The 26146-nt window shown below is 70.8% G+C and carries 21 protein-coding genes; 19 read left to right on the top strand and 2 right to left on the bottom strand.

The features are described from left to right. The first annotated feature begins 30 nt into the window (after positions 1-30). The 9 genes from ACFVX4_RS26970 to cimA all read left to right on the top strand — a co-directional run bounded on the left by ACFVX4_RS26970 (position 31) and on the right by cimA (position 10966). Complete coding sequence (locus tag ACFVX4_RS26970; RefSeq protein WP_124716211.1) at positions 31-471, top strand: hypothetical protein; 441 nt, start codon at positions 31-33, stop codon at positions 469-471. 80 nt (positions 472-551) lie between these two features. Then, positions 552-1214 carry an ABC transporter ATP-binding protein gene (locus tag ACFVX4_RS26965; RefSeq protein WP_266426956.1) on the top strand — a complete coding sequence of 221 codons (663 nt, stop codon included), beginning with the start codon at positions 552-554 and terminating at the stop codon, positions 1212-1214. A 2-nt stretch (positions 1215-1216) separates the two neighbouring features. Then, positions 1217-3481, top strand: a complete 2265-nt coding sequence (locus ACFVX4_RS26960) for an FtsX-like permease family protein (RefSeq protein WP_389981624.1) — start codon at positions 1217-1219, stop codon at positions 3479-3481. Between the two features lie 167 nt (positions 3482-3648). Then, a complete protein-coding gene (ureA, locus tag ACFVX4_RS26955; protein WP_389981622.1) occupies positions 3649-4329 on the top strand; it encodes an urease subunit gamma in 681 nt (226 codons plus the stop codon). Beyond that, positions 4326-6014, top strand: coding sequence for an urease subunit alpha (locus tag ACFVX4_RS26950; RefSeq protein WP_389981620.1), 1689 nt, complete (start codon positions 4326-4328; stop codon positions 6012-6014). Before ureA ends, ACFVX4_RS26950 begins: the two co-directional genes overlap by 4 nt. Positions 6015-6034: 20 nt before the next feature. Further along, positions 6035-7036 (top strand): agmatine/peptidylarginine deiminase, encoded by a 1002-nt coding sequence (locus tag ACFVX4_RS26945; RefSeq protein WP_389981659.1) that lies wholly within the window; start codon positions 6035-6037, stop codon positions 7034-7036. Positions 7037-7039: 3 nt separating this feature from the next. Beyond that, entirely contained in the window at positions 7040-7645 is a 606-nt protein-coding gene (locus tag ACFVX4_RS26940) for a TetR/AcrR family transcriptional regulator (protein WP_389981618.1), read from the top strand. Positions 7646-7743: 98 nt separating this feature from the next. After that, on the top strand, positions 7744-9078 hold the full coding sequence (locus tag ACFVX4_RS26935) for an MFS transporter (protein ID WP_389981616.1): 1335 nt from the start codon (positions 7744-7746) through the stop codon (positions 9076-9078). A 280-nt stretch (positions 9079-9358) separates the two neighbouring features. Then, positions 9359-10966, top strand: a complete 1608-nt coding sequence (gene cimA, locus ACFVX4_RS26930) for a citramalate synthase (protein ID WP_389981614.1) — start codon at positions 9359-9361, stop codon at positions 10964-10966. Between the two features lie 60 nt (positions 10967-11026). Here cimA and ACFVX4_RS26925 read toward each other — a convergent pair whose 3' ends face one another. Together ACFVX4_RS26925 and ACFVX4_RS26920 are read right to left on the bottom strand one after the other, a co-directional pair. Continuing rightward, entirely contained in the window at positions 11027-11482 is a 456-nt protein-coding gene (locus tag ACFVX4_RS26925; RefSeq protein WP_389981612.1) for a GNAT family N-acetyltransferase, read from the bottom strand. After that, positions 11479-11940 carry a hypothetical protein gene (locus ACFVX4_RS26920; protein WP_389981610.1) on the bottom strand — a complete coding sequence of 154 codons (462 nt, stop codon included), beginning with the start codon at positions 11938-11940 and terminating at the stop codon, positions 11479-11481. Before ACFVX4_RS26920 ends, ACFVX4_RS26925 begins: the two co-directional genes overlap by 4 nt. 285 nt (positions 11941-12225) lie before the next feature. Between ACFVX4_RS26920 and ACFVX4_RS26915 the strand changes: the two genes are divergently transcribed. From ACFVX4_RS26915 to ACFVX4_RS26870, 10 genes are all read left to right on the top strand, one after another. Then, positions 12226-13200 carry a LacI family DNA-binding transcriptional regulator gene (locus tag ACFVX4_RS26915; protein ID WP_389981608.1) on the top strand — a complete coding sequence of 325 codons (975 nt, stop codon included), beginning with the start codon at positions 12226-12228 and terminating at the stop codon, positions 13198-13200. Between the two features lie 79 nt (positions 13201-13279). After that, on the top strand, positions 13280-14953 hold the full coding sequence (locus tag ACFVX4_RS26910) for an ABC transporter substrate-binding protein (protein WP_389981606.1): 1674 nt from the start codon (positions 13280-13282) through the stop codon (positions 14951-14953). 30 nt (positions 14954-14983) lie between these two features. Continuing rightward, complete coding sequence (locus tag ACFVX4_RS26905) at positions 14984-16078, top strand: ABC transporter ATP-binding protein (protein ID WP_389981604.1); 1095 nt, start codon at positions 14984-14986, stop codon at positions 16076-16078. Beyond that, positions 16075-17055, top strand: a complete 981-nt coding sequence (locus ACFVX4_RS26900) for an ABC transporter permease (protein WP_389981602.1) — start codon at positions 16075-16077, stop codon at positions 17053-17055. The genes ACFVX4_RS26905 and ACFVX4_RS26900 overlap by 4 nt, the downstream gene beginning before the upstream one ends. Positions 17056-17058: 3 nt before the next feature. Then, positions 17059-18078, top strand: a complete 1020-nt coding sequence (locus tag ACFVX4_RS26895; protein WP_389981600.1) for an ABC transporter permease — start codon at positions 17059-17061, stop codon at positions 18076-18078. Further along, entirely contained in the window at positions 18075-19103 is a 1029-nt protein-coding gene (locus tag ACFVX4_RS26890) for an ABC transporter ATP-binding protein (RefSeq protein ID WP_389981598.1), read from the top strand. Before ACFVX4_RS26895 ends, ACFVX4_RS26890 begins: the two co-directional genes overlap by 4 nt. A 93-nt stretch (positions 19104-19196) precedes the next feature. Further along, complete coding sequence (locus tag ACFVX4_RS26885; protein WP_389981596.1) at positions 19197-20651, top strand: GH1 family beta-glucosidase; 1455 nt, start codon at positions 19197-19199, stop codon at positions 20649-20651. Between the two features lie 54 nt (positions 20652-20705). Then, the gene (locus tag ACFVX4_RS26880) at positions 20706-22082 is read left to right on the top strand and encodes a hypothetical protein (protein ID WP_389981594.1); all 1377 of its coding nucleotides are present in this window, start codon (positions 20706-20708) and stop codon (positions 22080-22082) included. Between the two features lie 200 nt (positions 22083-22282). Next, complete coding sequence (locus tag ACFVX4_RS26875; protein WP_389981657.1) at positions 22283-24919, top strand: SpoIIE family protein phosphatase; 2637 nt, start codon at positions 22283-22285, stop codon at positions 24917-24919. A 130-nt stretch (positions 24920-25049) separates the two neighbouring features. Beyond that, complete coding sequence (locus ACFVX4_RS26870) at positions 25050-26060, top strand: NAD(P)/FAD-dependent oxidoreductase (protein ID WP_389981655.1); 1011 nt, start codon at positions 25050-25052, stop codon at positions 26058-26060. The last annotated feature ends 86 nt before the right edge of the window (positions 26061-26146 follow it).

Genomic DNA, 26146 nt, shown 5'->3' with positions numbered 1-26146 from the left:
GAACGGATCATCGTAAACGGGGAGAACACAGTGAATCGAAAGCTGGCCGTCGGCGTGCTCGCCACCGGACTATTTGTCGCGGGCGCGGGAGTCTCTTTCGCAAGTGCGAATGGGAATGTCCAAGCCGCCGCCTCGTGGCACAAGATCCCGACCCTGTCGAGTTCCGGTGTCAAGTTCAAGAACGGCTACTACAAGTTCGAGGCGCCCGGCGCCAAGTACGGAGCCTTCCACTGGAAGGGCGATCTCCAGGACACCTCTGCGGGCGATGGTCACAACGTCTATGTCCAGGTCAAGGTCGAGGGCTACAGCTGGAACCGCTACAACGGCAAGCAGAAGAAGACCGTCCACAAGGACTACTACACGTACGACGGTGCTGCCCGGTACACCAGCGACGCCTGGATCCGTGCCTGTCGTGACCGCGGCTCGTTCCACCCGGACAATTGCTCGGTGACCAAGCACTACAAGCGGTAGTCGGCCGACCCGCACACCACCGGCCCGGGGCTTCGCCCCGGGCCTTTCGCCTCTTGGGGGAAGCGATCAGTACGTCAGAAGTGCTCAGCGCCAAGGGAGTCGACCTCTCCTACGGCCCCACGCTCGCCGTCCGGGACGTCCATCTGTCCCTGGCCCGCGGCGAGATCGCGGCCATCACCGGCGCCAGCGGATCCGGCAAGTCCTCGCTCCTGTACTGCCTCGCGGGGGTGTTGCCGCCCGTCCGCGGACAGGTGCGGTTCGAGGGCCGCGCGTACGACGAACTCGACGACGAGGACATCAGCACGCTGCGCCGCGAGCGATTCGGTTTCGTCTTCCAGTACGGCGAACTGCTCCCCGAGCTGACCATCGAGGAGAACACCGCCCTGCCGCTCAGACTCGCCGGACAGCGCAAGCGTCCGGCACTCCAGGCGGCTGCCGAGGTACTCGACCGCCTCGGCATGGCCGAGTTGCGCGAGCGGCGTCCCTCACAGGTGTCCGGCGGCCAGAGCCAGCGCGTGGCCGTGGCACGGGCGCTCGTGCACCGGCCGGCCGTCGTCTTCGCCGACGAACCGACCGGCTCGCTGGACAGTGCCAACGCGGCCACCGTCCTGCAGGAATTCCTGGAGCTGGCCCGCTCGCAGGGCACCGCCGTCCTCCTGGTCACCCACGACCCGGCGGTCGCCGCCCGGGCCGACCGGCGCTACACGATGGCCGACGGCGTACTCGATCCGAAGGGCCAGTAATCATGAGGGAGTTCAGCCTCGGCCTTCGGCTGCTGTTCGGATCCGGGCGCGGCAACCGGGCGCGATTCCTGCTGATGGTGCTGGGCGGGTCGCTCGGGGTGTGCTGCCTCGCACTCGTCCTCACTATCCCGGCGATCCTCGACGCCCACGACGGCCGATCCGCCGACCGGGAACCCCAAGTCTTCGTGGGCAGGAAGGCCGGGCAGCCCACTCTCGTGCTCCAGCGCTCCGACCCGCACGGCTCCAAGCCGTTCAGTCGTGTCTTCGTCGCGCGCGGCACGGACGACAACCCGGAGCCGCCACCCGGCCTGAGCGCGCTGCCGGGCCCCGGCGAGGTGTTCGTCTCTCCCGCGCTGCGCGATCAGCTCCGGCGCGAGCCCGGGCTGAGGGGACTGCTGCCCGGCCGGGAAGAGGGCCTGATCGGGCCTGCCGGTCTGACCGATCCCAACGAGCTGTACGCCTACGTCGGCACCAGCAGGGATCGACTCGGCCCCGAGGCACGCGCGTTGAAGAGCTTCGGTTCCGAGCATCCCCCCACCACGGCCGTCGAAGCCTCCACCCTCGACATCCTGCGCTTCACGCTCGCCGCGCTCGTCCTGCTGCCCCTGGCCGTCTTCCTCTCCGTCTGCGCCAAGCTCTCGGCGGCCAGCCGCAACCGGCGCCTCGCGGCCTTGCGTCTGCTCGGCCTCAGCCGCAGGGGCACGCAACGCGTCAACGCGGCGGAGACCGTGGTCGCGGCGCTCTTCGGTGCCGCACTCGGTCTCGGTGAGTTCTGGGTGCTCAACCAGATCATGGCCAGGACCGGACTGCCCGGCCTCAAGTGGTATCCGGACGACGGTTCGCTGTCCGCCTCCACCATCGCTGTCTGTCTGATCGGCTGTCCGGCCCTCGCCTGGTTCGTCGGCCGGGCCAGTGCCCGCACGGCGGCGGCCGACCCGCTCAGTACCCGGCGCACCGCGGCGCCGCGCGCGCCCCGCCTCTGGGGCGGCCTCCTGCTCATTGCCGGGCTCGGCCTCGTCGCCGGATACTGCGCGACCGGTTTCACCGACCACCCGGCGCAGAGCACCGGTATGAACTCCCTCCTGGTTCCCGCGGGCGTGCTGCTTACCGGGGCCGGACTCGTCATGGTGATGCCGCTGCTCTCGTACGCGCTGGCCAGGCGGCTCGCCCGGTCGGGCAGTCTCGCGCTCAGCATGGCCATGCGGCGCAACGAAGTCGAACCCGGCAGTGCCATGCGTGTGGTCACCGGCCTGGTCCTGCTGGTCTTCTCCGCGTCGCTCGCCCAGGGCGTCCTGGTGGAGGAACGCCAGATCACCCACAACGACTCGCCGTCGCAGGAGTACAGCCTGTCGCAGTCCCGGCTCACCGAGGACCAGCAGCGGCGACTGCGCGACATTCCCGGCGTGGCCGCGCACGCCCTCGTCATGGAGCCGCGGACGGATCCCGATGCCGCGTCCGACGCGCAGGCCCCGGCTCTGGTCGCCACCTGCGCCCAGTTCGCGAAGCTGGTTCGGCACGCCGAGGGCTGCGTCGAGGGCAAGGTGCTCCGCCTCAGCGACCCGCAGGTCTCGGATCAGCCGCTCACCACCTCCACCTTCCTCCTGACGGCGGCTGGGCGGCAGACCTCACTGAAGGTCGAAGTGCCGCGCGCCACCGTGCTGTTCGACGGCTTCGATGTCACCAACATGCCCAGTCCCGGCCTGCTCGTACCCCCCTCGGCGCTCCCGGCGCACGCGAAGCCGGTCTCCGGCAGGCTCGTCCTCGCCGGCGCTTCCGACCCCGCGAGTGTGCGCGCGGTCCTCGACCGTATCGGCGCCATCGCACCGACCGCCGATGTCGACCCGGCCGGCATCAACATCGACGGTCTCCGGCAGATCACCGTCATCGAGACACTGCTCGCGCTCGGCATGGTGATGGGTCTGGTCATCGGCGTCGCGGCGTTCCTTGTCTCCGTCACCGACCGGGCCGTGGAACGCCGCCCGCAGGTGACGGCGCTCTCCCTGCTCGGAGCCCGGGCGCGCACCCTGCGGCTGGTCCAGTGCACACAAGTGCTCCTGCCGCTCGCCCTCGGTCTCGTTCTCGCGCTGGTGGCAGGCAAGGCCGCCGAGTCCGCCTACCTGATCACGGGCGGTGGCGAGATCTTCTGGGACGGCGCGGGGGTCCCCCTGCTGGTGGCCGCCATGGCCGGCGTCCTCGTGCTCGCGACGGTGGGCACCTGGCCCTTGGTCGGGCGCCGTATCGATCCGGAGCTCATCCGCCGCGACTGAGCCGGGCCGGCACCGGCGGGACCCCGCGGGAGCCGGCGACCGCCGGGCGCGGCCTTCGTATGCGCCCGGACACGTCCGCCAGCTTTCCGGAGTGTGCCCTCTCACATTCTTAGAGCGCCGCTCTAACCATGAGTTAGAGTGCTGCTCTAACCGAGAGGTGTGGAGACGTGCGACTGACTCCGACGGAACGTGACCGGCTGCTGCTCTTCGGCGCCGCCGAACTGGCCCGCGCCCGCCGCGCCCGGGGGCTCAAGCTCAATGTCCCCGAGGCGACCGCGCTGATCGCGGACACGGTCTGCGAGGCCGCCCGGGACGGGCGCCGGCTGGCCGAGGCCATCGAGGCCGCCCGGTCGGTGCTCGGCCCCGCCGACGTGCTGCCGGGCGTCGCCGATGTCGTCACCGAGGTCCATGTGGAGGCCGTCTTCGACGACGGCTCGCGGCTCGCCGTGGTCTCCCGGCCGCTGGGCGACGGGCTGGGCGACGAGGCGCCCGGGGCCGTCGTCCCCGGGCCCGCCACGCCCGAGCCGGAGCCCGCGGTGCGGCTGACCGTCCACAACACCGCGACCGTGCCGGTCTCCGTGACCTCGCACTTCCACTTCTTCGAGGCCAACCCCCGGCTCGACTTCGCCCGCGCGGCCGCCTACGGGATGCGGCTCTGCGTCCCCGCCGGGTCCTCCGTCCGCTTCGGCCCCGGCGAAACCGTCGAGGTGGGTCTGGTGCCCATCGGCGGCGACCGGATCGCGATCGGCTTCGCGGGCCTGGTCGACGGCCCGCTGGACGCCCCCGGCGCACGCGAAGAGGCCCTGCGTCGCGCCGCGGCCTGCGGATATCTGGGAGCTGAACGATGAGCATCGATCCGTACGAGTACGCCTCCGTGCACGGCCCGCGTGCCGGGGACCGGGTCCGGCTCGGTGACTCCGGGCTGACCGTCCGCGTCGAGTCCGACGCGCAGCAGTACGGCGAGGAGTTCCTCGCCGGCTTCGGCAAGACCGCCCGCGACGGGCTGCACCTCAAGGCCGCCGCGGTCCGCGACACCTGCGACGTCGTCATCAGCAATGTGCTGGTCATCGACGCCGTGCAGGGCATCCGCAAGGTGTCGATCGGCATCCGCGAGGGCCGGATCTCCGCGATCGGCCGGGCCGGCAACCCGGACACCCTCGACGGCGTGGACGTCGTCGTCGGCACGGGCACCACCATCGTCTCCGGCGAGGGGATGATCGCGACGGCGGGCGCCGTCGACACCCACGTCCATCTGCTCTCGCCGCGGATCATGGAGGCCTCGCTCGCCTCCGGCGTCACCACGATCATCGGCCAGGAGTTCGGCCCGGTCTGGGGCGTCGGCGTCAACTCGCCCTGGGCCCTGCGCCACGCCTTCAACGCGTTCGACGCCTGGCCGGTCAACATCGGCTTCCTGGGCCGCGGTTCGTCCTCCCACCAGGCTCCGCTGGTCGAGGCGCTCGCGGAGGGCGGGGCCTGCGGCTTCAAGGTGCACGAGGACATGGGCGCCCACACCCGCGCCCTGGACACCGCGCTGCGGGTCGCCGAGGAGCACGACGTACAGGTCGCCCTGCACAGCGACGGGCTGAACGAGTGCCTGTCGGTCGAGGACACCCTGCGCGTCCTGGAGGGCCGCACGATCCACGCCTTCCACATCGAGGGCTGCGGCGGCGGGCACGTCCCCAACGTCCTCAAGATGGCGGGCGTCGAGAACGTCATCGGCTCGTCAACCAACCCGACGCTGCCCTTCGGCCGGGACGCCGTCGCCGAGCACTACGGGATGATCGTCTCCGTACACGACCTCAAGACCGACCTGCCGGGCGACGCCGCCATGGCCCGCGACCGCATCCGCGCCGGGACGATGGGCGCCGAGGACGTGCTGCACGACCTGGGAGCCATCGGCATCACCTCGTCCGACGCGCAGGGCATGGGGCGGGCCGGCGAGACGGTGCGCCGCACCTTCGCGATGGCGGGGAAGATGAAGGCCGAGCTCGGCCCGATGGACGGCGACGGCCCCGCGGACGACAACGCCCGGGTGCTGCGCTACATCGCCAAGCTCACCATCAACCCCGCCATCGCCCACGGCCTCGCGCACGAGATCGGCTCCATCGAGACCGGCAAGCTCGCCGACATCGTGCTGTGGCGGCCCGAGTTCTTCGGCGCGAAGCCGCAGCTCGTACTGAAGTCCGGCTTCCCCGCGTACGGGGTCACGGGCGACCCGAACGCCGCCACCGACACCTGCGAACCCCTGGTCCTCGGACCGCAGTTCGGGGCGTACGGAGCCACCGCCGCCGATCTCTCCGTGGCCTTCGTCTCGCAGGCGGCGACCCAGCTCGGCGCGGACTCGATGCCCACCCGCCGCCGCCGCGTCGGCGTGCACGGCACCCGGGGCATCGGCCCCGGCGACCTGATCCACAACTCCCGCACCGGAGAGGTCGCCGTGGACGCCCGCAGCGGGCTGGTCACCCTGGACGGCGACCCGCTGCGCTCCGAGCCCGCAGACTCCGTCTCCCTCAACCGCCTCTACTTCCTCTAAGGACCCCCGTGACCTTCCGCATGCCGCCCGAGTGGGCCCCGCACGAACGCACCTGGATGGCCTGGCCCGGCCCCAACCCCACCTTCGACACCGACGCCGAGCTGGACGAGGCCCGCGCCGCCTGGGCCACCGTCGCCCGCGCCGTGCGCCGCTTCGAACCCGTCACGATGGTGGTGGGACCCGGCCAGGAGGACGGCGCCCGCGCGCTCCTGGGCCCGGACATCGAGCTCGCCGTCCGCCCCCTCGACGACGCCTGGATGCGGGACATCGGCCCCACCTTCGTCACCGACGGACAGCAACTGGCCGCCGTCGACTGGACGTTCAACGGCTGGGGCGCCCAGGGCTGGGCCCGCTGGGAGCACGACCAGCACATCGCCCGCTCCGTCGCCGAGCTCGCCGACGTACCCGTGCGGAGCTCCCGGCTGGTCAACGAGGGCGGCGCCATCCACGTGGACGGCGAGGGCACCGTACTGCTCACCGAGACCGTCCAGCTCGGCAAGGAGCGCAACCCCGACTGGACCCGCGAGCAGGTCGAGTCCGAGATCCATGCCCGGCTCGGCACCGAGAAGGCCATCTGGCTGCCGCGCGGACTGGCCGGTGACTACGGCACGTACGGCACCCTCGGCCATGTCGACATCGTCGCCGCCTTCGCCCGCCCCGGCACCGTCGTCGCCCACGTCCAGCCGGACCCGGCCCACCCCGACCACGAGATCACCCGCGAGACCGTCCGCATCCTGCGCGCCGCCACCGACGCCAGGGGCCGCTCCCTGAACGTCGTGGAGGTCCCCGCGCCCACCGTGCTGAAGGCCGACGGGGAGTGGGTCGACTACTCCTACATCAACCACTACCTCTGCAACGACGGCGTGGTCCTCTGCGCCTTCGACGACCCGCGCGACAAGGAAGCGGCGGCGATCTTCGGCGAGCTGTTCCCCGACCGTACGGTGACCCTCGTCGACGCCCGTACGATCTTTGCCGGCGGTGGAGGCATCCACTGCATCACGCAGCAGCAGCCGAAGGTCTGAACCGTGCCCCCCGCTCCACGCCGTCGCAACACCGCCCCGCCCCGCGAGGAACTGCTGGCCGCCGCCATGGCCACCATTGCCGAACGGGGGCTCGACGGCCTCACCATGGCCGGACTCGGCCGTGAGGTCCAGATGAGCAGCGGACACCTCCTCTACTACTTCCGTACCAAGGACGAGCTCCTGCTCCAGACCCTGGAGTGGAGCGAGGGACGGCTCGGCGCGGAGCGGCGCGCCCTGCTGTCGGGGCCGGGGACGGCCCGCGAACGGCTCGACGGGTACATCGACCTGTACCTCCCCGACGGCCACCGCGATCCGCACTGGACGCTCTGGCTGGAGGTGTGGAACCGCTCGCAGAACGCGGACGACGACGCGCGCGCCCGGCAGGCAGCCATCGAGGACGCCTGGCACCGCGACCTGGTGGCCCTGCTGGACGGAGGCGCGGCGGCGGGGGAGTTCCGCTCCGTCGACGCCGAACGGTTCGCGACCCGGCTGCGTGCCCTGCTCGACGGCTTCAGCGTCCATGTCGCGGTCGGCCTCCCCGGCACCGGCCGTTCCCAAGTCCTCGCGCAGGTCGGGGAGTTCATCGAGGACTCGCTCACCGTCCGGTAGCGGCCGCCGGGCCGTGAACGAAACGCACGTAAGTACGCGCGATCGTTGCGCATTGCGCCCTTGTTCCGATCCCTGCTGTTCGGGCACGGTGACGGACCATGGGACGAGAGCAGTGGAAGAAAATCTGGGTCGGTTCGGCCGGCAACATGGTCGAGTGGTTCGACTGGTTCGTGTACGCGACCTTCGCGGTCTACTTCGCGGATTCGTTCTTCCCCGAAGGCAATGAGACCGCCAATCTCATGAACACCATGGGCATCTTCGCCGTCGGCTTCTTCATGCGGCCGGTCGGCGGCTGGCTGCTCGGCCGGATCGGCGACCGCAGGGGCCGCAAGGCCGCGCTCACCCTCACCGTCACTCTGATGTCGGCCTCCGCGATCCTCATCGCCATCGCGCCGACGTACGACGTCGCGGGGTACGGCGGTGTCGCCGTCCTGCTGGTGGCCCGGCTGCTCCAGGGCCTGTCCGTCGGCGGCGAGTACGCCGCCAGCGCCACGTACCTCACCGAGGCGTCCGCACCCGATCGGCGCGGCTTCGCCTCCAGCTTCCAGTACGTGTCCATGACCGCGGGACAGCTGGTCGGTCTCGGCCTCCAGATCGTGCTGCAACGCAACATGTCCGAGGCGGCCCTGCACAGCTGGGGCTGGCGCATCCCGTTCATCGTCGGTGCGCTCGGTGCCGCGATCGTCTTCTATCTGCGCCGCTCGATGCTGGAGACCGAGGTGTACGCGGAGTCCGGCGCCGCCGAGCAGGACGACCGCGGCACGCTGAAGGCGCTGTGGCGGCACAAGCGCGAGGCGTTCCTGGTGATGGCGCTGACCATGGGCGGGACCGTCGCGTACTACACGTACACGACCTACCTCTCCAAGTTCCTGTCCAAGAGTGCCGGCATGGACAAGCCCACCGCCTCGCTCGTCAGCTTCTGCGCCCTGTTCGTCTTCATGTGCATCCAGCCGCTGGCCGGCATGCTCTCCGACCGGATCGGCCGCCGCCCGCTGCTGATCACCTTCGCCGTCGGATCCACCTTCCTGACCGTGCCGATCATGACGATGCTCAAGCACGCGGGCACGTTCTGGCCCGCCTTCGGCCTGGCGCTGCTCGCCCTGGTCGTCGTCACCGGGTACACCTCGATCAACGCCTGTGTGAAGGCGGAGCTCTTCCCGACCGGCATCCGTGCCCTGGGCGTCGCCCTCCCGTACGCCATCGCCAACGCGCTCTTCGGCGGCACCGCCGAATACGTGGCGCTCTGGTTCAAGAAGGCGGGCATCGAGTCCGGCTTCTACTGGTACGTGGCGGGCTGCGCGGCGGTCTCCCTGGTCGTCTACCTGACCATGCGCGAGACCCGCGACATCGACCTGGGCCGGGTCGGCGCCAAGGACGCGGACCGGGCAAGCGCGGAGCCGTCCGGAGCGACCAGCGTCACGCCCGCATCCTGAGACGGGGCGGGGCACGGAGGCGGCCCTGTGCAAGACTGCTTCCGTGTCCTCGTCCGTCATGATTATTGGCAGCAGGCGCGCCGGTCCGCAGTGACCGTTCCGCACCACCACGTGCGGCACGGCCACCGTGCCCCAGACCCGCGCGCAGACCTCTCGCACCCGCGAGGGGTTTTTTCGTTTTCCGGCCCTCACCTCGGCCGGGGCGAGACGCGCGCGGGATGATGGGGGCAAGTGGAGCCAGATCGTCCGGATCCGCTCATCCGACAGGAGTCAGACCAGCATGACCACCAAGGCCAAGGTCACCGACGACAGTTTCCATGTCTTCGACACCACACTGCGCGACGGGGCCCAGCGTGAAGGCATCAACCTGACGGTCGCGGACAAGCTGACCATCGCCCGGCACCTGGACAACTTCGGCGTGGGCTTCATCGAGGGCGGCTGGCCCGGAGCCAACCCCCGCGACACCGAGTTCTTCGCCCGCGCGCAGCAGGAGATCGAGTTCAAGAACGCCGAGCTGGTCGCCTTCGGCGCGACCCGCAGGGCCGGTGGCAAGGCCGCCGAGGACCCCCAGGTCAAGGCGTTGCTGGCGTCCGGCGCCCCGGTGATCACGCTGGTCGCCAAGTCCCACGACCGCCATGTGGAACTCGCGCTGCGCACCACCCTCGAAGAGAACCTGGAGATGGTCGTCGACACCGTCTCCTACCTCCGCGAGCAGGGCCGCCGGGTCTTCGTGGACTGCGAGCACTTCTTCGACGGCTACCGCGCCAACCCCGAGTACGCCAAGGCCGTCGTGCGCGCCGCCTCCGAGGCCGGCGCCGATGTCGTCATCCTCTGCGACACCAACGGCGGCATGCTTCCCGCCCAGGTCCAGGCCGTCGTCTCCACGGTGCTCGCCGACACCGGCGCCCGGCTCGGCATCCACGCCCAGGACGACACGGGCTGCGCGGTCGCCAACACCCTCGCCGCCGTCGACGCGGGCGCCACCCACGTCCAGTGCACCGCCAACGGCTACGGCGAGCGGGTCGGCAACGCCAACCTCTTCCCGGTCGTCGCCGCCCTGGAGCTCAAGTACGGCAAGACCGTCCTGCCCGAGGGCGCGCTCGCCGACATGACCCGTGTCTCGCACGCCATCGCCGAGGTCGTCAACCTGACCCCCTCCACCCACCAGCCCTATGTGGGTGTTTCCGCCTTCGCCCACAAGGCCGGACTGCACGCCTCCGCGATCAAGGTCGACCCCGACCTCTACCAGCACATCGACCCCGCCCTGGTCGGCAACACCATGCGGATGCTCGTCTCCGACATGGCGGGCCGCGCCTCCATCGAGCTCAAGGGCAAGGAGCTCGGCATCGACCTCGGAGGCGACCGCGAGCTCGTCGGCCGCGTCGTCGAGCGGGTCAAGGAGCGCGAGCTCAGGGGCTACACGTACGAGGCCGCGGACGCCTCCTTCGAGCTGCTGCTGCGCGCCGAGGCCGAGGGCCGGGTACGCCGCTACTTCCGCACCGAGTCCTGGCGCGCCATCGTCGAGGACCGCCCCGACGGCACGCACGCCAACGAGGCGACCGTGAAGCTCTGGGCCAAGGGCGAGCGCATCGTCGCCACCGCCGAGGGCAACGGCCCGGTCAACGCCCTCGACCGGGCGCTGCGGGTCGCCCTGGAACGGATCTACCCCCAGCTCGCCAAGCTGGAGCTGATCGACTACAAGGTCCGCATCCTCGAAGGCCGCACCGGCACCGAGTCCACCACCCGAGTCCTCATCACCACCGGCGACGGCGTCGGCGACTGGGCGACGGTCGGCGTCGCGGAGAACGTCATCGCCGCGTCCTGGCAGGCGCTGGAGGACGCGTACACCTACGGTCTGCTGCGGGCGGGGATCGAGCCCACGGAGTAGTGCGGGCGGGGGCGGGCCCACTGCACGTTCGCCGTGGGCCCGCCGGACCGGTCGTGCCGCTCAGGCGGCGGAGCGCGGAAGGGCGAGGGAGCGCATTTCCTCCACGACCCGGTAACCGGCGCTCGTGTACAGGTTCATGGCCACCTCGTTGCCGCCCCACACGGTGAACATCAGCGTCGAGTCGCCGGCCGCGAGCGTCGCCTGTTCGCCGGCCGACATCGCCGCCCGGCCGTATCCCTTGCCGCGGTGCCGCTCCTGGACGTGCAGCGAGTAGCCGTACGTGACCCCCGGAAGGTGCCCGTGCCTCAACCAGCCGGTGCCGATGGGCTCGCCCGCCGCCTCCAGCACCAGGAACGTGTTGTCGGGTGTGGCCAGGCCGTCGGGGAGCAGCTGCGCGAAGTCGCGGTCGGACTTGAGCACGGCTTCTTCGTGGTTCAGGGCTCCGGCCCGGATGATGTCGCCGGCGTAGGAGGCCTTCTCGGAGGCGAGCCACTCGGGATACTCGGCCTGCGTCATCGGCCGGGCGGTGACGTCGCCGACGGTTCCGGCGGGGAGGCGACCCGCCGCGCCCTGATCTGGCCGCGGACGCCGTAACCGTCGAACAGCTCTCCGGCGAGCTCGGTGAGCCGTATGTCGATCCGGCCCGCGCCGCGCTCCGCGCACCATCCCTCGGCCCAGACCCGGGCGGCCTGTTCGTGCCCCCGGGCGGCGTGGGGCGCGTCGACGTGAAGGTCGCCGATACGGCCCGCGAGCGCACCGTTGTCGTCGGACACGACCACGGCGACGTGTCCCACGCGGGTCCCGGTGTCCGTGATCTCGGCGACGGTCCAGCCGCCGATGCTCTCGCGCACGCCTTCGAGCATGCGCTCCGCCGCGGGCACACCGAGCCCGGCCGCCGCGTACGAGGCACGTAGCCGCCGCTCGAAGTCCTTCTGCCAGTCCGTGCGGTCGCCGAGGACGCCGAATTCTGTCATCCGGTCACACTAACGGCTGTCGTTGGGGGAGCAGTTGTCGATCGAGCCGAGAGTGAATCGCTTCCGAGCCGGTCGCGTCAAGAGTGCGCGTTCAGGAAGTGAACGAACAACATGCCTCGCCCGCACAGGAGATGAGGTCCCGGATGGGTACGGACCAATGTCGGTGTGAAGTATTGACGGCACTGTTCCGGCGGGGTTAACTCACGCCGCAACGCCGGTACCGGTTCCGGAACCGGTTGCGGTACCGGTTCCAGTTGTCCGTCATGCCTTGCCCCGGAGGCCCCGATGCGTGTCACCATGGCCGATGTCGCCCGTGTGGCCGGCGTCAGCAAGACGACCGTGTCGCGGGTCATCAACACCAAGGGCGAAGTGGACGGTTCCACGGCCGCCCGCGTTCGTGAAGTGATCGCACAGCTCGGCTACGTGCCCAGCTCGGGTGCCGTCGGACTGGCCCGTGGCAGCAGTCGTACGGTCGGCATGCTGGTGCCCTCGCTCACCTGGCCGTGGATGGGCGAAGTGCTCCAGGGCGTCGTGGACACCGTCGAGGCCGCCGACTACGGGCTCCTGCTCTTCACCTGCAATCGCGGCGCCGAGTCCGTGCAGCGCTTCACCGGCCAGGTGTCGGCGCGCGCCTTCGACGGGCTCCTGGTCGTCGAACCCGAGAACACCCTCGACCACCTCACCGCGATGCACCGCGGCGGTTTGCCGATCGTGCTGATCGACGACCGCGGCCACCACCCCGAGTTCCCCTCCGTCGTGACCACCAATCGCGAAGGGGGCGCGAGCGCCGCCCGGCATCTGCTCGCCGCCGGACGCGCCAGACCCCTGGTCATCACGGGTCCCCAGCACTTCGGCTGCGTACGTGACCGGCTGGACGGATTCCGTACGGTCCTGCCCACCGATCTCGTCGTCCACGGCGACTTCACCGAACGCAGCGGCCGGCTGGCCGTGGAGCAACTCATCGCCTCCGGCGCTGAGTTCGACTCGGTCTTCGCGCACAACGACATCAGCGCGGCAGGCGTGCTGCGGGCGTTGCGCGCCGCCGGGCGGTCGGTGCCGGACGACATCGCCGTGGTCGGCTTCGACGACATCCCGATGGCCGAACACACCGAACCGCCCCTGACCACCGTGCGCCAGCCCACCCGGCGGATGGGTGAGACGGCCGCACGGATGCTGCTCGCCCACCTCGGCGGCACGCCGGTACCCGACGCACCGGTCGTGCTGCCCACCGAACTGGTCGTGCGCCGCTCGGCGCCGTAGCGGTCCGGCCGGAGCCTCCGGCCGCCTGCTCCTCCGTATCCTCCGGATCTCCCCGACCGCAGTACCTCCTGGAGTCGCCATGTCCGCACGACGTCACGCCATCCTGAGAGCGCTCTCGATCACCACCGCCGTGGTCGCGCTCGCCGCCGGTTGCTCGTCCGCCAACTCGGGTGCCAACAAAGGGGGCGGCGCCTTCGGCGTGCTGACCCTGGGCAAGCCGGACGGGCCGCAGACCGACAACAGCAACCCGTTCCTGAACACCTCGGCGGGCGCCACGCTCGGCTACCGCTACATGATCTACGAGCCCCTCGCCATGACGAACCAGATCCGGCCCGCGGACAAGGCCGCTCCGTGGCTGGCGACCGACTGGAAGTGGGAGTCCAACTTCACCAAGGTCACCTTCACCCTCGACCCCAAGGCCAAGTGGGCCGACGGCAAGCCGCTGACCGCCGACGACGTCGCGTACACCTTCGACCTGCTCAAGAAGCACACGGCGCTCAACTGGAACGGCATCCCCTTCGACGGGATCGCGGTGCGGGGCAAGCAGGTCGTGCTGACCTTCAAGGAGTCCCAGTACGTCAACCAGAACAAGATCATCCAGCAGTTCATCGTGCCCAAGCACATCTGGGAAGGCGTCAAGAACCCCGAGACCTGGCCCAACCGCACGCCCGTCGGCTCGGGCCCGTACAAGCTCAAGACGTTCACCCCGCAGACCACCACGCTGACCGCCACGCCCACGTACTGGAAGGGCGCGACCAAGGTCAAGGAGCTGCGCTACACCGCGTACAACGACAACAGTGCGGCGACCACGGCGCTGGCGAACGGCAAGGTCGAGTGGTCGTTCGTCTTCATGCCCAACTACAAGCAGCTGTTCATCAGCAAGGACCCCAGGAACCACAAGCTGTGGTTCCCCTCCGGGCTCGGCATCCACGGACTGTGGTTCAACACCGCCCGCAAGCCCTTCGACAACCCGGCGCTGCGCAAGGCCATGGCGATGGTCGTCGACCGCAAGGCGATCCACACCCAGGCCGAGGCCACGCTCTACCCGGAGATCACCAACCCGACCGGCATCCCGCTGCCCGCCGGTGAGTCCTTCCTCGCGCCCGAGTACAGGAGCGCCACCACCGAACCGGACGTGGCGGGCGCCAAGAAGATCCTCGCCGACGCCGGGTTCGAGCTCAGCGGCGGCGTACTGAAGGACCCGGACGGCAAGCCGGTGAAGCTCACCTTCACCGACCCGGCCGGCTGGAACGACTACATCACCGGTCTCGCGATCATCAAGGACAACATCAAGCAGCTCGGCATCGAGGCCAAGGTCAAGACGCAGACCGCCGAGGCCTGGGGCGCGGACGTCGCGAACGGCAACTTCGACGCCACCCTGCACTGGACCAACAGCGGCGCCACCCCGTACGACATGTACCAGAACATCATGGACGGCGCGCTGCTCCAGCCCGTCGGCAAGGCATCCCAGCAGGGCAACTTCGGCCGCTTCAAGAGCGACGAGGCCACCAAGGCGCTCAAGGACTTCGCGAGCGCCACCGAGGACTCCGCCCGCACCGAGGCCATGAACACCCTCCAGAAGATCATGGTCGAGCAGGCGCCGTTGATCCCGACGGCCGCCGCCCCCATCGGGGCCGAGTACTCCACGAAGAACTGGGTGGGCTGGCCCACCGAGGCCGACCCGTACGCCCCGCCGCAGCACACCCAGCCGTCCGCGCTGCAGATCGTGCTGAAGCTCCAGCCCGCCAAGTAGAGCCAGGGATACGGGACACAGGGACCGGCCATGTCGAAACAGCCCGCACAGAACCATGTCGTGCTCGAAGCACGCTCCGTCACCAAGCACTTCCCCGTACGCCGCACCGGACGCGACCTCCTCGCGGGCCGACGCCGCACCGTCCACGCCGTCGACGACGTCTCGCTGGAACTGCGGCGCGGCACGGTCACCGCGCTGGTGGGGGAGTCGGGCTCCGGGAAGTCCACCGTGGCCAGACTGCTCGCCCGGCTCCATCCGCTCACCGAGGGCGAGATCCTGCTGGACGGCACGGCCGTGAAGGCCGGACGGGGCCGCTCCTTCCGCGGTTACGTACGCCGGGTCCAGCTCATCTTCCAGGACCCGTTCGCCTCACTGAACCCGGTGCACACCGTGCGCTACCACCTCACCCGGGCACTGCGGATCCACGGCCGGGCGGGCAGCGGCAAGGCGGAACTGGAAGAGAACCTGACCGCCCTGCTGAACCGTGTCCAGCTGACGCCTCCGCATCAGTACCTGGACAAGTTCCCGCACGAGCTTTCGGGGGGACAACGCCAGCGCGTGGCCATCGCCCGCGCACTCGGCGCCGATCCCCAGGTCCTGCTCGCCGACGAACCCGTCTCGATGCTGGATGTCTCGATCCGGCTCGGCGTGCTCAACCTGCTGAAGGACCTCAAGGACCGGCTGCGCCTCGCGATCCTCTACATCACCCATGACATCGCGTCGGCCCGCTACTTCGCGGACACGACGCTGGTGATGTACGCGGGCCGGATCGTCGAGGGCGGGGACAGCGAGACGGTCACCCAGCGCCCCGCCCACCCCTACACCCAGCTCCTCATCGCCTCGGCGCCCGACCCGGACCGGGTGGTCGCCGAGGCGGAACAGGAGGAGACCGGCAGCGGCGAACCGCCCTCGCTCATCGCCCCGCCCGCGGGCTGCCGCTTCCACCCCCGCTGCCCGAAGGCCATGGAGCGCTGCCGCACCGAGGCGCCGCCCCGCTTCGACCTCGAAGGCGGCCAGTGGGCGGCCTGCTGGCTGTACGCGGACGGCGCGGAAACAGCTGATGGTGCGGAGTCAGCCGACGGTGCGGAATCAGCCGACGAGCACCGGAAGGAGAGCGCGAAGTGAAATATCTGCTCCAACGGCTCGCCTTCTACCTGGTCACTGCCTGGGCCGCGATCACCATCAACTTCCTGATCCCGCGCATGATGCCGGGCGACCCGGTCCAGGCGCTGCTCTCCCGGTTCCAGGGCCAGCTCGACACCGACGCCGTCGACTCGCTCAAGGCGCTCTTCGGCCTCGACAAGCACCAGTCGCTCTGGCAGCAGTACACCGACTACTGGTCGCATCTGCTCGACGGCGACCTCGGTCTCTCCTTCACCTTCTTCCCGACACCGGTCAGCGAGGTGATCGCCCAGTCGCTGCCGTGGACGCTCGCGCTCGTCGGCATCACCACGCTGATCAGCTTCCTGCTCGGCACCGGCATCGGCGTCTTCACCGGCTGGCGGCGCGGCTCCTGGATGGACAGCCTGCTGCCCGTCACCACCTTCATCTCGGCCATCCCGTACTTCTGGCTGGGGCTCATCGCCATCGCCCTGTTCGCCGTGAAGTGGCCGCTCTTCCCGGCTGCCGGGGGCTACGACAGCTCGCTCGTGCCCGCCTTCGACTGGCCGTTCATCTCCAGCGCGCTCTACCACGGGGCGCTGCCCGGCCTCACCATCGTGCTCAGCGCCGTGGCCGGCTGGATCCTCGGCATGCGGAACATGATGGTGACGGTGTCCTCGGAGGACTACGTCATGGTCGCCCAGGCCAAGGGGCTCTCCGAGCGCCGGGTGATGTTCGGGTACGCCGCACGCAACGCGATCCTCCCCAACATCTCCGGCTTCGCCCTCTCGCTGGGCTTCATCGTCGGCGGCACCCTGCTGGTGGAGATGGTCTTCTCCTACCCCGGCATCGGCTACCAGCTCTTCCAGGGCGTGGGCGCCAAGGACTACCCCCTGATGCAGGGCGTCTTCCTGATCATCACCCTCTCCGTCCTCGCGGCGAACCTCCTCGCCGATGTCATCTACATGGTCCTCGACCCCCGTACCCGAAGGGAGGCCTAGGACATGGCCGTCACCACCGCCGAGGTCGCCGCGACCGACCCGGCCGGGACCGACCCGAACGGGAGCCCGGCGCCCAGCAGGCGCAGGCTGCGCTTTCTGCGCGGCCGCAAGACCGTCGTCGGTCTCGGGATCCTCGCCTTCTTCGTCGTGATCGCGGTCGTCGGACCGTGGATCGCCCCGTACGACCCCGACACGATGAGCGACCAACTGCTCCAACCACCCTCCGGCGCCCACTGGTTCGGCACCACACAGACCGGTCAGGACGTGCTCTCGCAGATTCTCGTCGGCACCCGGGGAGTCCTGGTCGTCGGCTTCGTCGCCGGGATACTCGCGACGATCCTCTCCGTACTGATCGGGGTCAGCGCCGGCTTCCTCGGCGGCACGGCCGACGAGCTGCTCTCGCTGCTCTCCAACGTCTTCCTGGTCATCCCGGGACTGCCGCTGATCATCATCATCGCCAGCTTCGTCTCCGACGCGGGCGATCTGCTCATCGCCGCCGTCATCGCCCTCACCTCCTGGGCCTGGGGAGCCCGGGTGCTGCGCGCCCAGACGCTGTCGCTGCGCCGCCGGGACTACGTCGAGGCGGCCCGCGCCACCGGTGAGTCGACCTGGCGGATCATCTTCTTCGAGGTCCTGCCGAACCTGACGGCCGTCATCGCCTCCGGCTTCGTCGGCACCGTGATCTTCGCGATCCTCTCCGAGATCACCCTCGCCTTCATCGGCGTCGCCGACATCTCCGACTGGAACTGGGGGACCGTCCTGTTCTGGGCGCAGTCCAACCAGGCCCTGGCCCAGGGCGCGTGGTGGTGGTTCGTCCCCGCCGGGCTCTGCATCGCCCTGCTCGGCATGTCGCTCGCCCTGATCAACTTCGGCATCGACGAGTTCGTCAACCCGCGCCTGCGTACGGAGTCCGGCGCGTCCGGGAAGGTCCGGATGCGGGTCGGCTTCACCCCCGTGGCGCGCGCATCCGTGTCACACGCATCCCCGGCACGCGGTACGCACGACAAGGAGACCCGCTCATGAGCGGCAGCGAGCCCGTCCTCACCGTCCGCGGGCTGAACGTGGACTACGGGACCGGGGGCGGCGCCGTGCACGCGCTGCGCGACATCGACCTCACCCTGCACCGGGGCGAAGTCCTGGGCCTGGCGGGCGAGTCGGGCTCCGGCAAGTCGACGCTGGCGTACGCCGTGACCCGGCTGCTGTCGCCGCCCGGGGTGATCACCGGCGGCGAGGTCCACTACCACCGGCGGGACGGCGAGGCGCTCGATCTGCTGGCCCTGTCGGCCGCCGAGCTGCGGGCCTTCCGCTGGCAGGAGCTGTCGATCGTGTTCCAGGGCGCGATGAACTCGCTCAACCCGGTGCACACCGTCCACAGCCAGCTCACCGACGTGCTCCGGGCCCACCGCCCGGACATGAAACGGCCCCAACGGACGGCCCGCGCAAAGGAGTTGCTGGAACTCGTCGGCATCTCCACCGACCGGCTCGCCGCCTATCCGCACCAGCTCTCGGGCGGGATGCGCCAGCGCGTGATGATCGCGATGGCGCTCGCGCTGGAGCCCGAGATCGTCATCATGGACGAGCCGACGACGGCCCTGGACGTCGTCATGCAACGCCAGATCCTGCGCCAACTGGTAAGACTCCGCGAGGAATTGGGCTTCTCGGTCGTCTTCATCACCCATGACATCTCGCTGCTGATCGAATTCTCGGACCGGATCGCGATCATGTACGGCGGCCGGATCGTCGAGGAGGCCGGTGCCTCCGCGATCTACCAGGACCCCCGCCACCCCTACAGCGACGGGCTGCTGCACTCCTTCCCGGCGCTGCACGGCGCCCGCCGCGAACTCACCGGCATCCCCGGCTCGCCCCCGCACCTGTCCGCGATGCCGGCCGGCTGCGCCTTCCACCCCCGCTGCGGCAAGGCGCTCGACGCCTGCGCCACCCATGTCCCGGTGCTCGCCGCGCCGGGCGCGGACGGCTCCCGCACGGTGGCCTGCTGGCTCCACCGGCCGGTACCGGCGACGGCGGCGACCGCGACCCCCCGCTCGTAGCGACGCCCGCACGCCCGCAGCGACCCCACGCACACCGCTCGTAGCGGCCGACGCAATCCGCTCGTAGCGACCGACGTACACCACAGGAGACCCATGAACATCGTCACCCCCGTCACCACCCCCGAGGAATACGCGCGCGAGATCGCCGCCGCGGCCGTCCCCGGCCTGCCCGCCGATTTCCGCTGGGGGGTCGCCACCGCCGCCTACCAGATCGAGGGCGCCGCCGCCGAGGACGGCCGGACGCCGTCCATCTGGGACACGTACTGCAGGGTGCCCGGCATGGTCGTCCGCGGCGAGAACGGCGACGTGGCCTGCGACCACTACCACCGGATGCCCGAGGACGTGCGGCTGATCGCGGACCTGGGTGTCGACACGTACCGTTTCTCGCTGTCCTGGCCGCGCATCCAGCCGGGCGGGCGCGGACCGGCCAACGCGAAGGGGCTGGACTTCTACAAGCGCCTGGTCGACGAGCTGGAGGCCAGGGACATCACCCCCTGGATCACTCTCTACCACTGGGACCTCCCGCAGGAGCTGGAGACCGGCGACATCAGCGGTTCCACCGCGGGGGGCGGCTGGCCGGCCCGCGACACCGCCCACCGCTTCGCCGAGTACGCCGCGCTCGCCTACGACGCGCTCGGTGACCGGGTGAAGCACTGGACGACGCTGAACGAGCCGTGGTGCTCGGCCATGCTCGGTTACGCGTACGGCAACCAGGCACCCGGCCGGCAGGACTTCGGCGACGCGATCAGGGCCGTCCACCATCTGCTCCTCGGCCACGGCCTCGCCGCGCGGTACATCCGCGAGACGGCCGCCGCCCGCGGCAACGAACTCGAACTCGGCATCACGCTCAACCTCGGTACCGCCACCCCCGAGACCGACAGCCCCGAGGACGCCGAGGCCTGCCGCCGCGCCGACGGGACGGGCCGCCGCCTCTACCTGGACCCGCTGGTCAAGGGCGCCTACCCCGAGGACGTCGTCGCCGACCTCGCCCTGCGGAACGCGGAGCTCCCGGTCCGGGACGGCGACCTGGACGTCATCTCCACCCCGATCGACATCCTCGGCGTCAACTTCTACCGCGGCACCCTCTTCTCCGGCGTCACGGAGGAGGGCTCCCCGGTGGACGCCGAGGGGCTGCCGGTCACCCGCGGCGTGGAGCGCGACCTGCCGCGTACCGCGATGGACTGGGAGATCACCCCCACCGCCCTCACCGACCTGCTGGTGGGTCTGGAGAAGGAGTACGGCGTCCCTACGGTCATCACCGAGAGCGGCGCCGCGTTCGACGACACCGTCTCCGAGGACGGGCAGATCCACGACGCCGACCGCACCACCTATCTCGCCGACCACATCGCCGCCGTCGCCGCGGCCCGCGCCGCGGGGGCCGACGTCCGGGGCTACTTCGCCTGGTCGCTGATGGACAACTTCGAGTGGTCCTACGGCTACGACAAGCGGTTCGGCATCGTCCGCGTCGACTACGACACACAGGAGCGGACGCTCAAGGACAGTGCCAAGTGGTACCGCGACACCATCCGGCTCACCCGGAGCCGGTGAGGACCGCGCGCGACGGCTGTCGCACGCGTCACCCATCCGGGTTAGCTTCGAAGTATGCGGAACAGGTTGTTCCCGACCATGCCGGCCGGCCTGCTGCTGATCCTGGCGGCGGCCGTCCTCGGTACGGCACCCGGCGCGCCGGCGCGGGCGGGAGCATCCACCGTCGCCGCGTCCACCGTCGACGACGTCGCACAGGCGCTGCGCAAGGGCCCGGTCTACGTCGACCCGGCGGCGTCCGACCAGCTCTCACCGGGCCAGGCCGCCGCCCTGACGAAGAAGATCAAGGACGCCGACAAGCCCGTGCTCGTGGCGGTGCTGCCGCCGACCTCCGCGTTCCCCGCGAAGACCCTGCTGACCACTTTGCGCACCGACACCGGGATCACCGGCGTCTACGCGGTCCGCCTCGGCAACGGGTTCGACGCGGGCGCCGACCCCCAGGTGATGTCCACCCGAGCGGTCCACAACCTCACCGCCGCGGTGAAGACGCCCGGTGCGGACACGGACGCCGCGACGCAGCTGAACGCCTTCGTCGACCGGGCCGTGGAGCAGGCCCGCGGCAGCGCCCCCGCCTCCTGGGACAGCTCGTCCGGGGGCGGCGGGACCTCGTCCGCCGTCGGGCTGATCACGGCCGGCGCGGTCCTGGTGCTGGGTGGCGGCACGGCCTACGCGCTCGTCCGCCGCAACCGGAGGCGCAAGGAGACCGAGGAGCGGGCCGCCCTCGACAAGCTCCGGGTCGTCGTGGACGAGGACATCACCGCGTACGGCGAAACCCTGGACCGGCTCGACTTCCACCCGGCCGAACCGGGCGCCGACGACAACATGCGCGCGGACTACGAGCGGGCCCTCGACTCGTACGAGACCGCGAAGACCCGGATGGACAGGGCCCGGCATCCGTCCGACGTGCGCGGGGTCACCCGGGCCCTGGAGGACGGCCGCTTCTCCCTCGCCGTACTGGAGGCCCGCCGCACCGGTGGCGAACTGCCGGCCCGCCGCCCGCCGTGCTTCTTCGACCCGCGCCACGGCCCCTCGGTCGCCGACGTCCGGTGGTCCCCGTCCGACGGCGCGGCGCGCGAGGTCCCGGTCTGCGCGGCGGACGAGCTCCGGCTGCGCGAGGGCGAGGAGCCGCTGAGCCGCACCGTCGACACCGGCGACGGCCGCCGCCCGTACTGGGAGGCGGGTCCGGCGTACGGTCCCTGGGCGGGCGGCTACTTCGGCGGCGGCCTGCTCCCCGGCCTGCTCGTCGGCACGGTGCTCGGCTCCATGCTGTCGAGTCCCGCGTACGCGGCGGAGTACGGCGGCGGCGACTTCGGCTCCGGCGGGGACTGGAGCGGCGGCGACTTCTCCGGGTCCGACTTCGACCCGTCGGGCTTCGACGGTGGGGGCGGCGGCGGCTTCGGGGGCGGCGGTGGATTCGACGGGGGCGGGTTCTGAGCCGCTGACCAGCGACCTCTCGGGCAGGTGCGATTCATGCTAGACCTGAAGTTATGTCTGGTATCGGCCGATTCCGGGCGCGGCTGCGTCGCTCCGTCCGGCGATCACATCGGCACGATGGAGGACGCTCGGGCCAGGCGGCCCCCGCGCCGTCCGGCCGGGGCCTGACCGATCGGTCCCCGAGCCGCGGACTGCGCTCCCTGCTCGGCGTGCGCACCGTGGCCGGCCAGGTCTTCTGCTTCGTCGTCGGTCTCGTACTGCTGCTCGTCACGGCAGGGGCGGTCGCGCTGGTCGTGCAGGGCCGCCGCGACAGCATGGCCGTGGCCCGCGGCCACACCCTGAGCGTCGCCGAGACCTTCGCCCACTCGCCCGGGATCGTACCGGCGCTGGACAGCAAGGACCCCACCGCGCTGTTGCAGCAGAGCGCCGAGGAGGTCCGCAGACTCACCCATGTCGAGTACGTCGTCGTGGCAGGCCCCCAGGGCACCCGCTACACCCACCCCGATCCCGCACTGATCGGCAAGCACATCGTCGGTCCCTACAAGGAGGCACTGGCGGGGCACGGGTTCACCCGGACCTTCAGCGGAACCCGCGGGCCCTCGGTCAACTCGGTCGTGCCCGTGACCCGGCCCGACGGCTCGGTCGCCGGCCTGGTCTCGGTGGGGGTCTCCGTCGAGTCGGTGAACAGCGTCGCGGACCGCTCCATCCCGCTCAGCGCGGGCGCCGCGGTGGTCGCCCTCGCGCTCACCACGGGCGGCGCGGCGCTGCTGAGCAGACGGCTGCGTCGTCAGACCCATGGGCTCGGACCCGCCGAGATGACCCGGATGTACGAGCACCACGACGCGGTGCTGCACGCGGTCCGCGAGGGCGTCCTCATCGTCGAGGCCGACCGGCTGACCCTGGCCAACGACGAGGCCCGCAGACTCCTCGACCTGCCCCCGGACGCCGAGGGCAGGGCGGTCGCGGACCTCGGGCTGGACCCCGGCACCACCGCACTTTTCGTCTCCGGCCGCACCGTCACGGACGAGGTGCTGCGGGCCGGCAACCGGCTGCTGGCCGTCAGTCTCCGTCCGACCGACACGCACGGCGGCCCGCCCGGCGCCGTGGTGAGCCTGCGGGACACCACCGAACTCCGCGCGGTCACGGGACAGGCGGAATTCGCGACCGAACGACTGCTGCTCCTGTACGAGGCCGGTGCCCGGATCGGCACCACGCTCGATGTGACCCGGACGGCGCAGGAGCTGGCGGACGTGGCGATCCCCGGCTTCGCCGACGCCGCGACGGTCGACCTCGCCGACCCCGTACTGCGCGGGGACGAACCGGTCACACCGGAGGGCGGCACGCTGGAGATGCGCCGCACCGCCGTCGCGGCGGTCCGCCCGAACCATCCGCTGTACCCGGTCGGCCATGCGGTGGGTTTCGTCCCCACCCGGACCCGGGCCATGCGCGTGCACAGCGACGATGCCGATCTGAAGAGCGATTTCACGAAGCTGGGCTGGCGGAACTGGGATCCCGACGTGGCCGAGCGGATCAGGGAGCAGGGGTACCACTCGCTCATGTCGGTGCCGCTGCACGCGCGCGGCGTCGTCCTGGGCATGGCCAACTTCTGGCGCTCGGGCGATTCGGAACCGTTCGACGACGACGACCTGTCCTTCGCGGAGGAACTGGTGGCACGGGCCGCGGTGGGTGTGGACAACGCCCGCCGCTACACGCGGGAGCATGCAATGGCCGTGACGCTGCAGCGCAGTCTGCTGCCCCGCGTCCTGCCCGAGCAGAACGCCCTCGATGTCGCCCACCGCTATCTGCCAGCGTACGAGGGGGTCGGAGGCGACTGGTTCGATGTGATCCCGCTGTCCGGTGCCCGGGTGGCGCTGGTCGTCGGCGACGTGGTCGGGCACGGGCTGCACGCCGCGGCCACCATGGGGCGGCTGCGCACCAGCGTCCACAACTTCTCCTCGCTGGACCCCGCGCCCGACGAACTCCTCGGGCATCTCGACGAGCTGGTGGCCCGGATCGACCGGGACGAAACCGAAGAGGGCGATCTCGAGATCGCCGGAGCCACCTGCCTGTACGCGATCTACGACGCGGTCTCCGGGAACTGCACGGTGGCGCGGGCCGGTCACCCCGGGCCCGTGCTGGTGCTGCCGGACGGCACCGTCGAGTGTCCCGAGGTCCCGACCGGACTTCCCCTCGGCATCGGCGGCATGCCCTTCGAGGCGGCCGAGTTCCACGTACCCGAGGGGAGCCGCCTGGTCCTTTACACGGACGGTCTCGTCGAGCGGCGGGGCCGGGACATCGACGCCGGTCTCGATTTGCTGCGCGGGGCGCTCGCCAGCCGCGACCGGACACCGGAGGAGACCTGCGACGACGTGCTCGACGCACTGCTGAACGATCAGCCGGACGACGACGTCGCCCTGCTCGTGGCCCGCACCCGCACGCTCGATCCGGACCAGGTCGCGCAATGGGCGGTGGCCACCGATCCGGCGGCCGTCGCCGGGGTCCGCAAGAACGTCGCCGAGTGGCTCACCGACCGGGGCCTGGAGGAGGAGGCCTTCGCCACCGAGCTGATCCTGAGCGAACTGGTCACCAACGCGGTCCGCTACGGCACGGCTCCCATCGAGGTCCGCCTGCTCTACGACCGCAACCTGATCTGCGAGGTGTCCGACAGCAGCAGCACCTCACCGCACCTGCGCTACGCGGCGACGACGGACGAGGGCGGCCGGGGCCTGTTCCTCGTCGCCCAGTTCGCCGAACGCTGGGGCACCCGCTACACCGAGACGGGCAAGGTCATCTGGTCGGAGCAGACGGTCGGCGAACCGGAGGAGAACAACCTCTAGGGCAGCCCAGGGCCAGGGCTCCCGGGCGGAGCCCGTATCTCCGCTATTTGCCGTTACGGCAACGAGGCTTGCCGAAATGGCGCTGACTCGCGGACGCTTCGGTGAAAGGGAGGTGCTCCTCATGAGCGACATGACCGGAGGCGACAGCGTGAACGGCGGCAACGAGGCAACCGGGGGCGGCGGCGCGGACCGGCGCCACGACGTGGTGGTGATCGGCGGTGGAGCCGCCGGACTGAGCGGGGCCGTGACCCTGGCCAGGGCGCGTCGTTCGGTCCTGGTGATCGACGCGGGACACCCGCGCAACGCCCCGGCCTCGCACATGCACGGCTACCTGGGACACGACGGCGTCCAGCCCTCGGAGCTGCTGGCCACCGGCCGGGACGAGGTGACCCGTTACGGGGGCGAGGTCGTCCAGGACGCCGTGGTGGCCGCCGAGCGGCTGCCCGACAGCGAGGGATTCCGCGTCGTACGGAAGAGCGGGACCGCGGTCGTGGCGCGCCGGCTCCTGGTGACCACCGGCCTCGTCGACGAACTGCCCGAGGTGCCGGGCGTGGCCGAACGGTGGGGGCGCGAGGTCCTGCACTGCCCGTACTGCCACGGCTGGGAGGTCGCCTCCCGCCCGGTCGGCGTCCTGTCCACCGGGCCGCTGGCCGTGCACCAGGCGCTGATGTGGCGCCAGTGGAGCGAGGACGTCACCCTCTTCCGCCACACCGGGCCCGAGCCCACCGACGAGGAGTACGAGCAGCTGGCAGCCCGTGGCATCGCCGTGGTCGACGGCGAGGTGGTCGCCCTCGACGTGACGGACGACCGGCTCACCGGGGCACGGCTGGCGGGCGGCCGGGTGGTCCTGTGCGAGGCCGTCGTGGTGCAGCCCCGCTTCACCGCCCGCGCGGACTTCCTCGCGGATCTGGGCCTGGTCGCGGCCGAGATGAAGGCGGTGGATCAGGTGATCGGGACGTACGTCGCCGCCGACCCGGTCGGGGCGACGGAGGTGCCCGGCGTCTGGGTGGCCGGCAATGTCGCCGACCCGAAGGGGAAGGTCATCGCTGCCGCTGCCGCCGGGGTGCAGGCCGCCGCGGCGATCAACGCGGACCTGATCGCCGATGACGTGAGCCGCGCGGTCGCCGCCCGCCGGACCTGACCGGGGCACGCCGAGCGCCCGCCTCCCTCCCCGGCGGGGGAGGGGAGGACGGGCGCGCTCGGGTTCAGCCGTGAGGTGTCGGGCGA

The organism is Streptomyces sp. NPDC058240 (assembly GCF_042882135.1).
Classification (GTDB): domain Bacteria; phylum Actinomycetota; class Actinomycetes; order Streptomycetales; family Streptomycetaceae; genus Streptomyces.
The sequence above is the reverse complement of the archived record's forward strand: the minus strand, read 5'-3'. Positions and strand labels throughout refer to the sequence as shown.

Excerpts from the sequence above, each read along its gene's own strand:
- ACFVX4_RS26870 (WP_389981655.1), top strand. The coding sequence starts at position 25,050 with ATGACCGGAGGCGACAGCGTGAACGGCGGCAACGAGGCAACCGGGGGC.
- ACFVX4_RS26915 (WP_389981608.1), top strand. The coding sequence starts at position 12,226 with ATGCGTGTCACCATGGCCGATGTCGCCCGTGTGGCCGGCGTCAGCAAG.
- ACFVX4_RS26960 (WP_389981624.1), top strand. The coding sequence starts at position 1,217 with ATGAGGGAGTTCAGCCTCGGCCTTCGGCTGCTGTTCGGATCCGGGCGC.
- ACFVX4_RS26895 (WP_389981600.1), top strand. The coding sequence starts at position 17,059 with ATGGCCGTCACCACCGCCGAGGTCGCCGCGACCGACCCGGCCGGGACC.
- ACFVX4_RS26885 (WP_389981596.1), top strand. The coding sequence starts at position 19,197 with ATGAACATCGTCACCCCCGTCACCACCCCCGAGGAATACGCGCGCGAG.
- ACFVX4_RS26890 (WP_389981598.1), top strand. The coding sequence starts at position 18,075 with ATGAGCGGCAGCGAGCCCGTCCTCACCGTCCGCGGGCTGAACGTGGAC.
- cimA (WP_389981614.1), top strand. The coding sequence starts at position 9,359 with ATGACCACCAAGGCCAAGGTCACCGACGACAGTTTCCATGTCTTCGAC.
- ACFVX4_RS26925 (WP_389981612.1), bottom strand. The coding sequence starts at position 11,482 with ATGACGCAGGCCGAGTATCCCGAGTGGCTCGCCTCCGAGAAGGCCTCC.
- ACFVX4_RS26905 (WP_389981604.1), top strand. The coding sequence starts at position 14,984 with ATGTCGAAACAGCCCGCACAGAACCATGTCGTGCTCGAAGCACGCTCC.
- ACFVX4_RS26935 (WP_389981616.1), top strand. The coding sequence starts at position 7,744 with ATGGGACGAGAGCAGTGGAAGAAAATCTGGGTCGGTTCGGCCGGCAAC.
- ACFVX4_RS26910 (WP_389981606.1), top strand. The coding sequence starts at position 13,280 with ATGTCCGCACGACGTCACGCCATCCTGAGAGCGCTCTCGATCACCACC.
- ACFVX4_RS26945 (WP_389981659.1), top strand. The coding sequence starts at position 6,035 with ATGCCGCCCGAGTGGGCCCCGCACGAACGCACCTGGATGGCCTGGCCC.
- ACFVX4_RS26880 (WP_389981594.1), top strand. The coding sequence starts at position 20,706 with ATGCGGAACAGGTTGTTCCCGACCATGCCGGCCGGCCTGCTGCTGATC.
- ACFVX4_RS26950 (WP_389981620.1), top strand. The coding sequence starts at position 4,326 with ATGAGCATCGATCCGTACGAGTACGCCTCCGTGCACGGCCCGCGTGCC.
- ACFVX4_RS26920 (WP_389981610.1), bottom strand. The coding sequence starts at position 11,940 with ATGACAGAATTCGGCGTCCTCGGCGACCGCACGGACTGGCAGAAGGAC.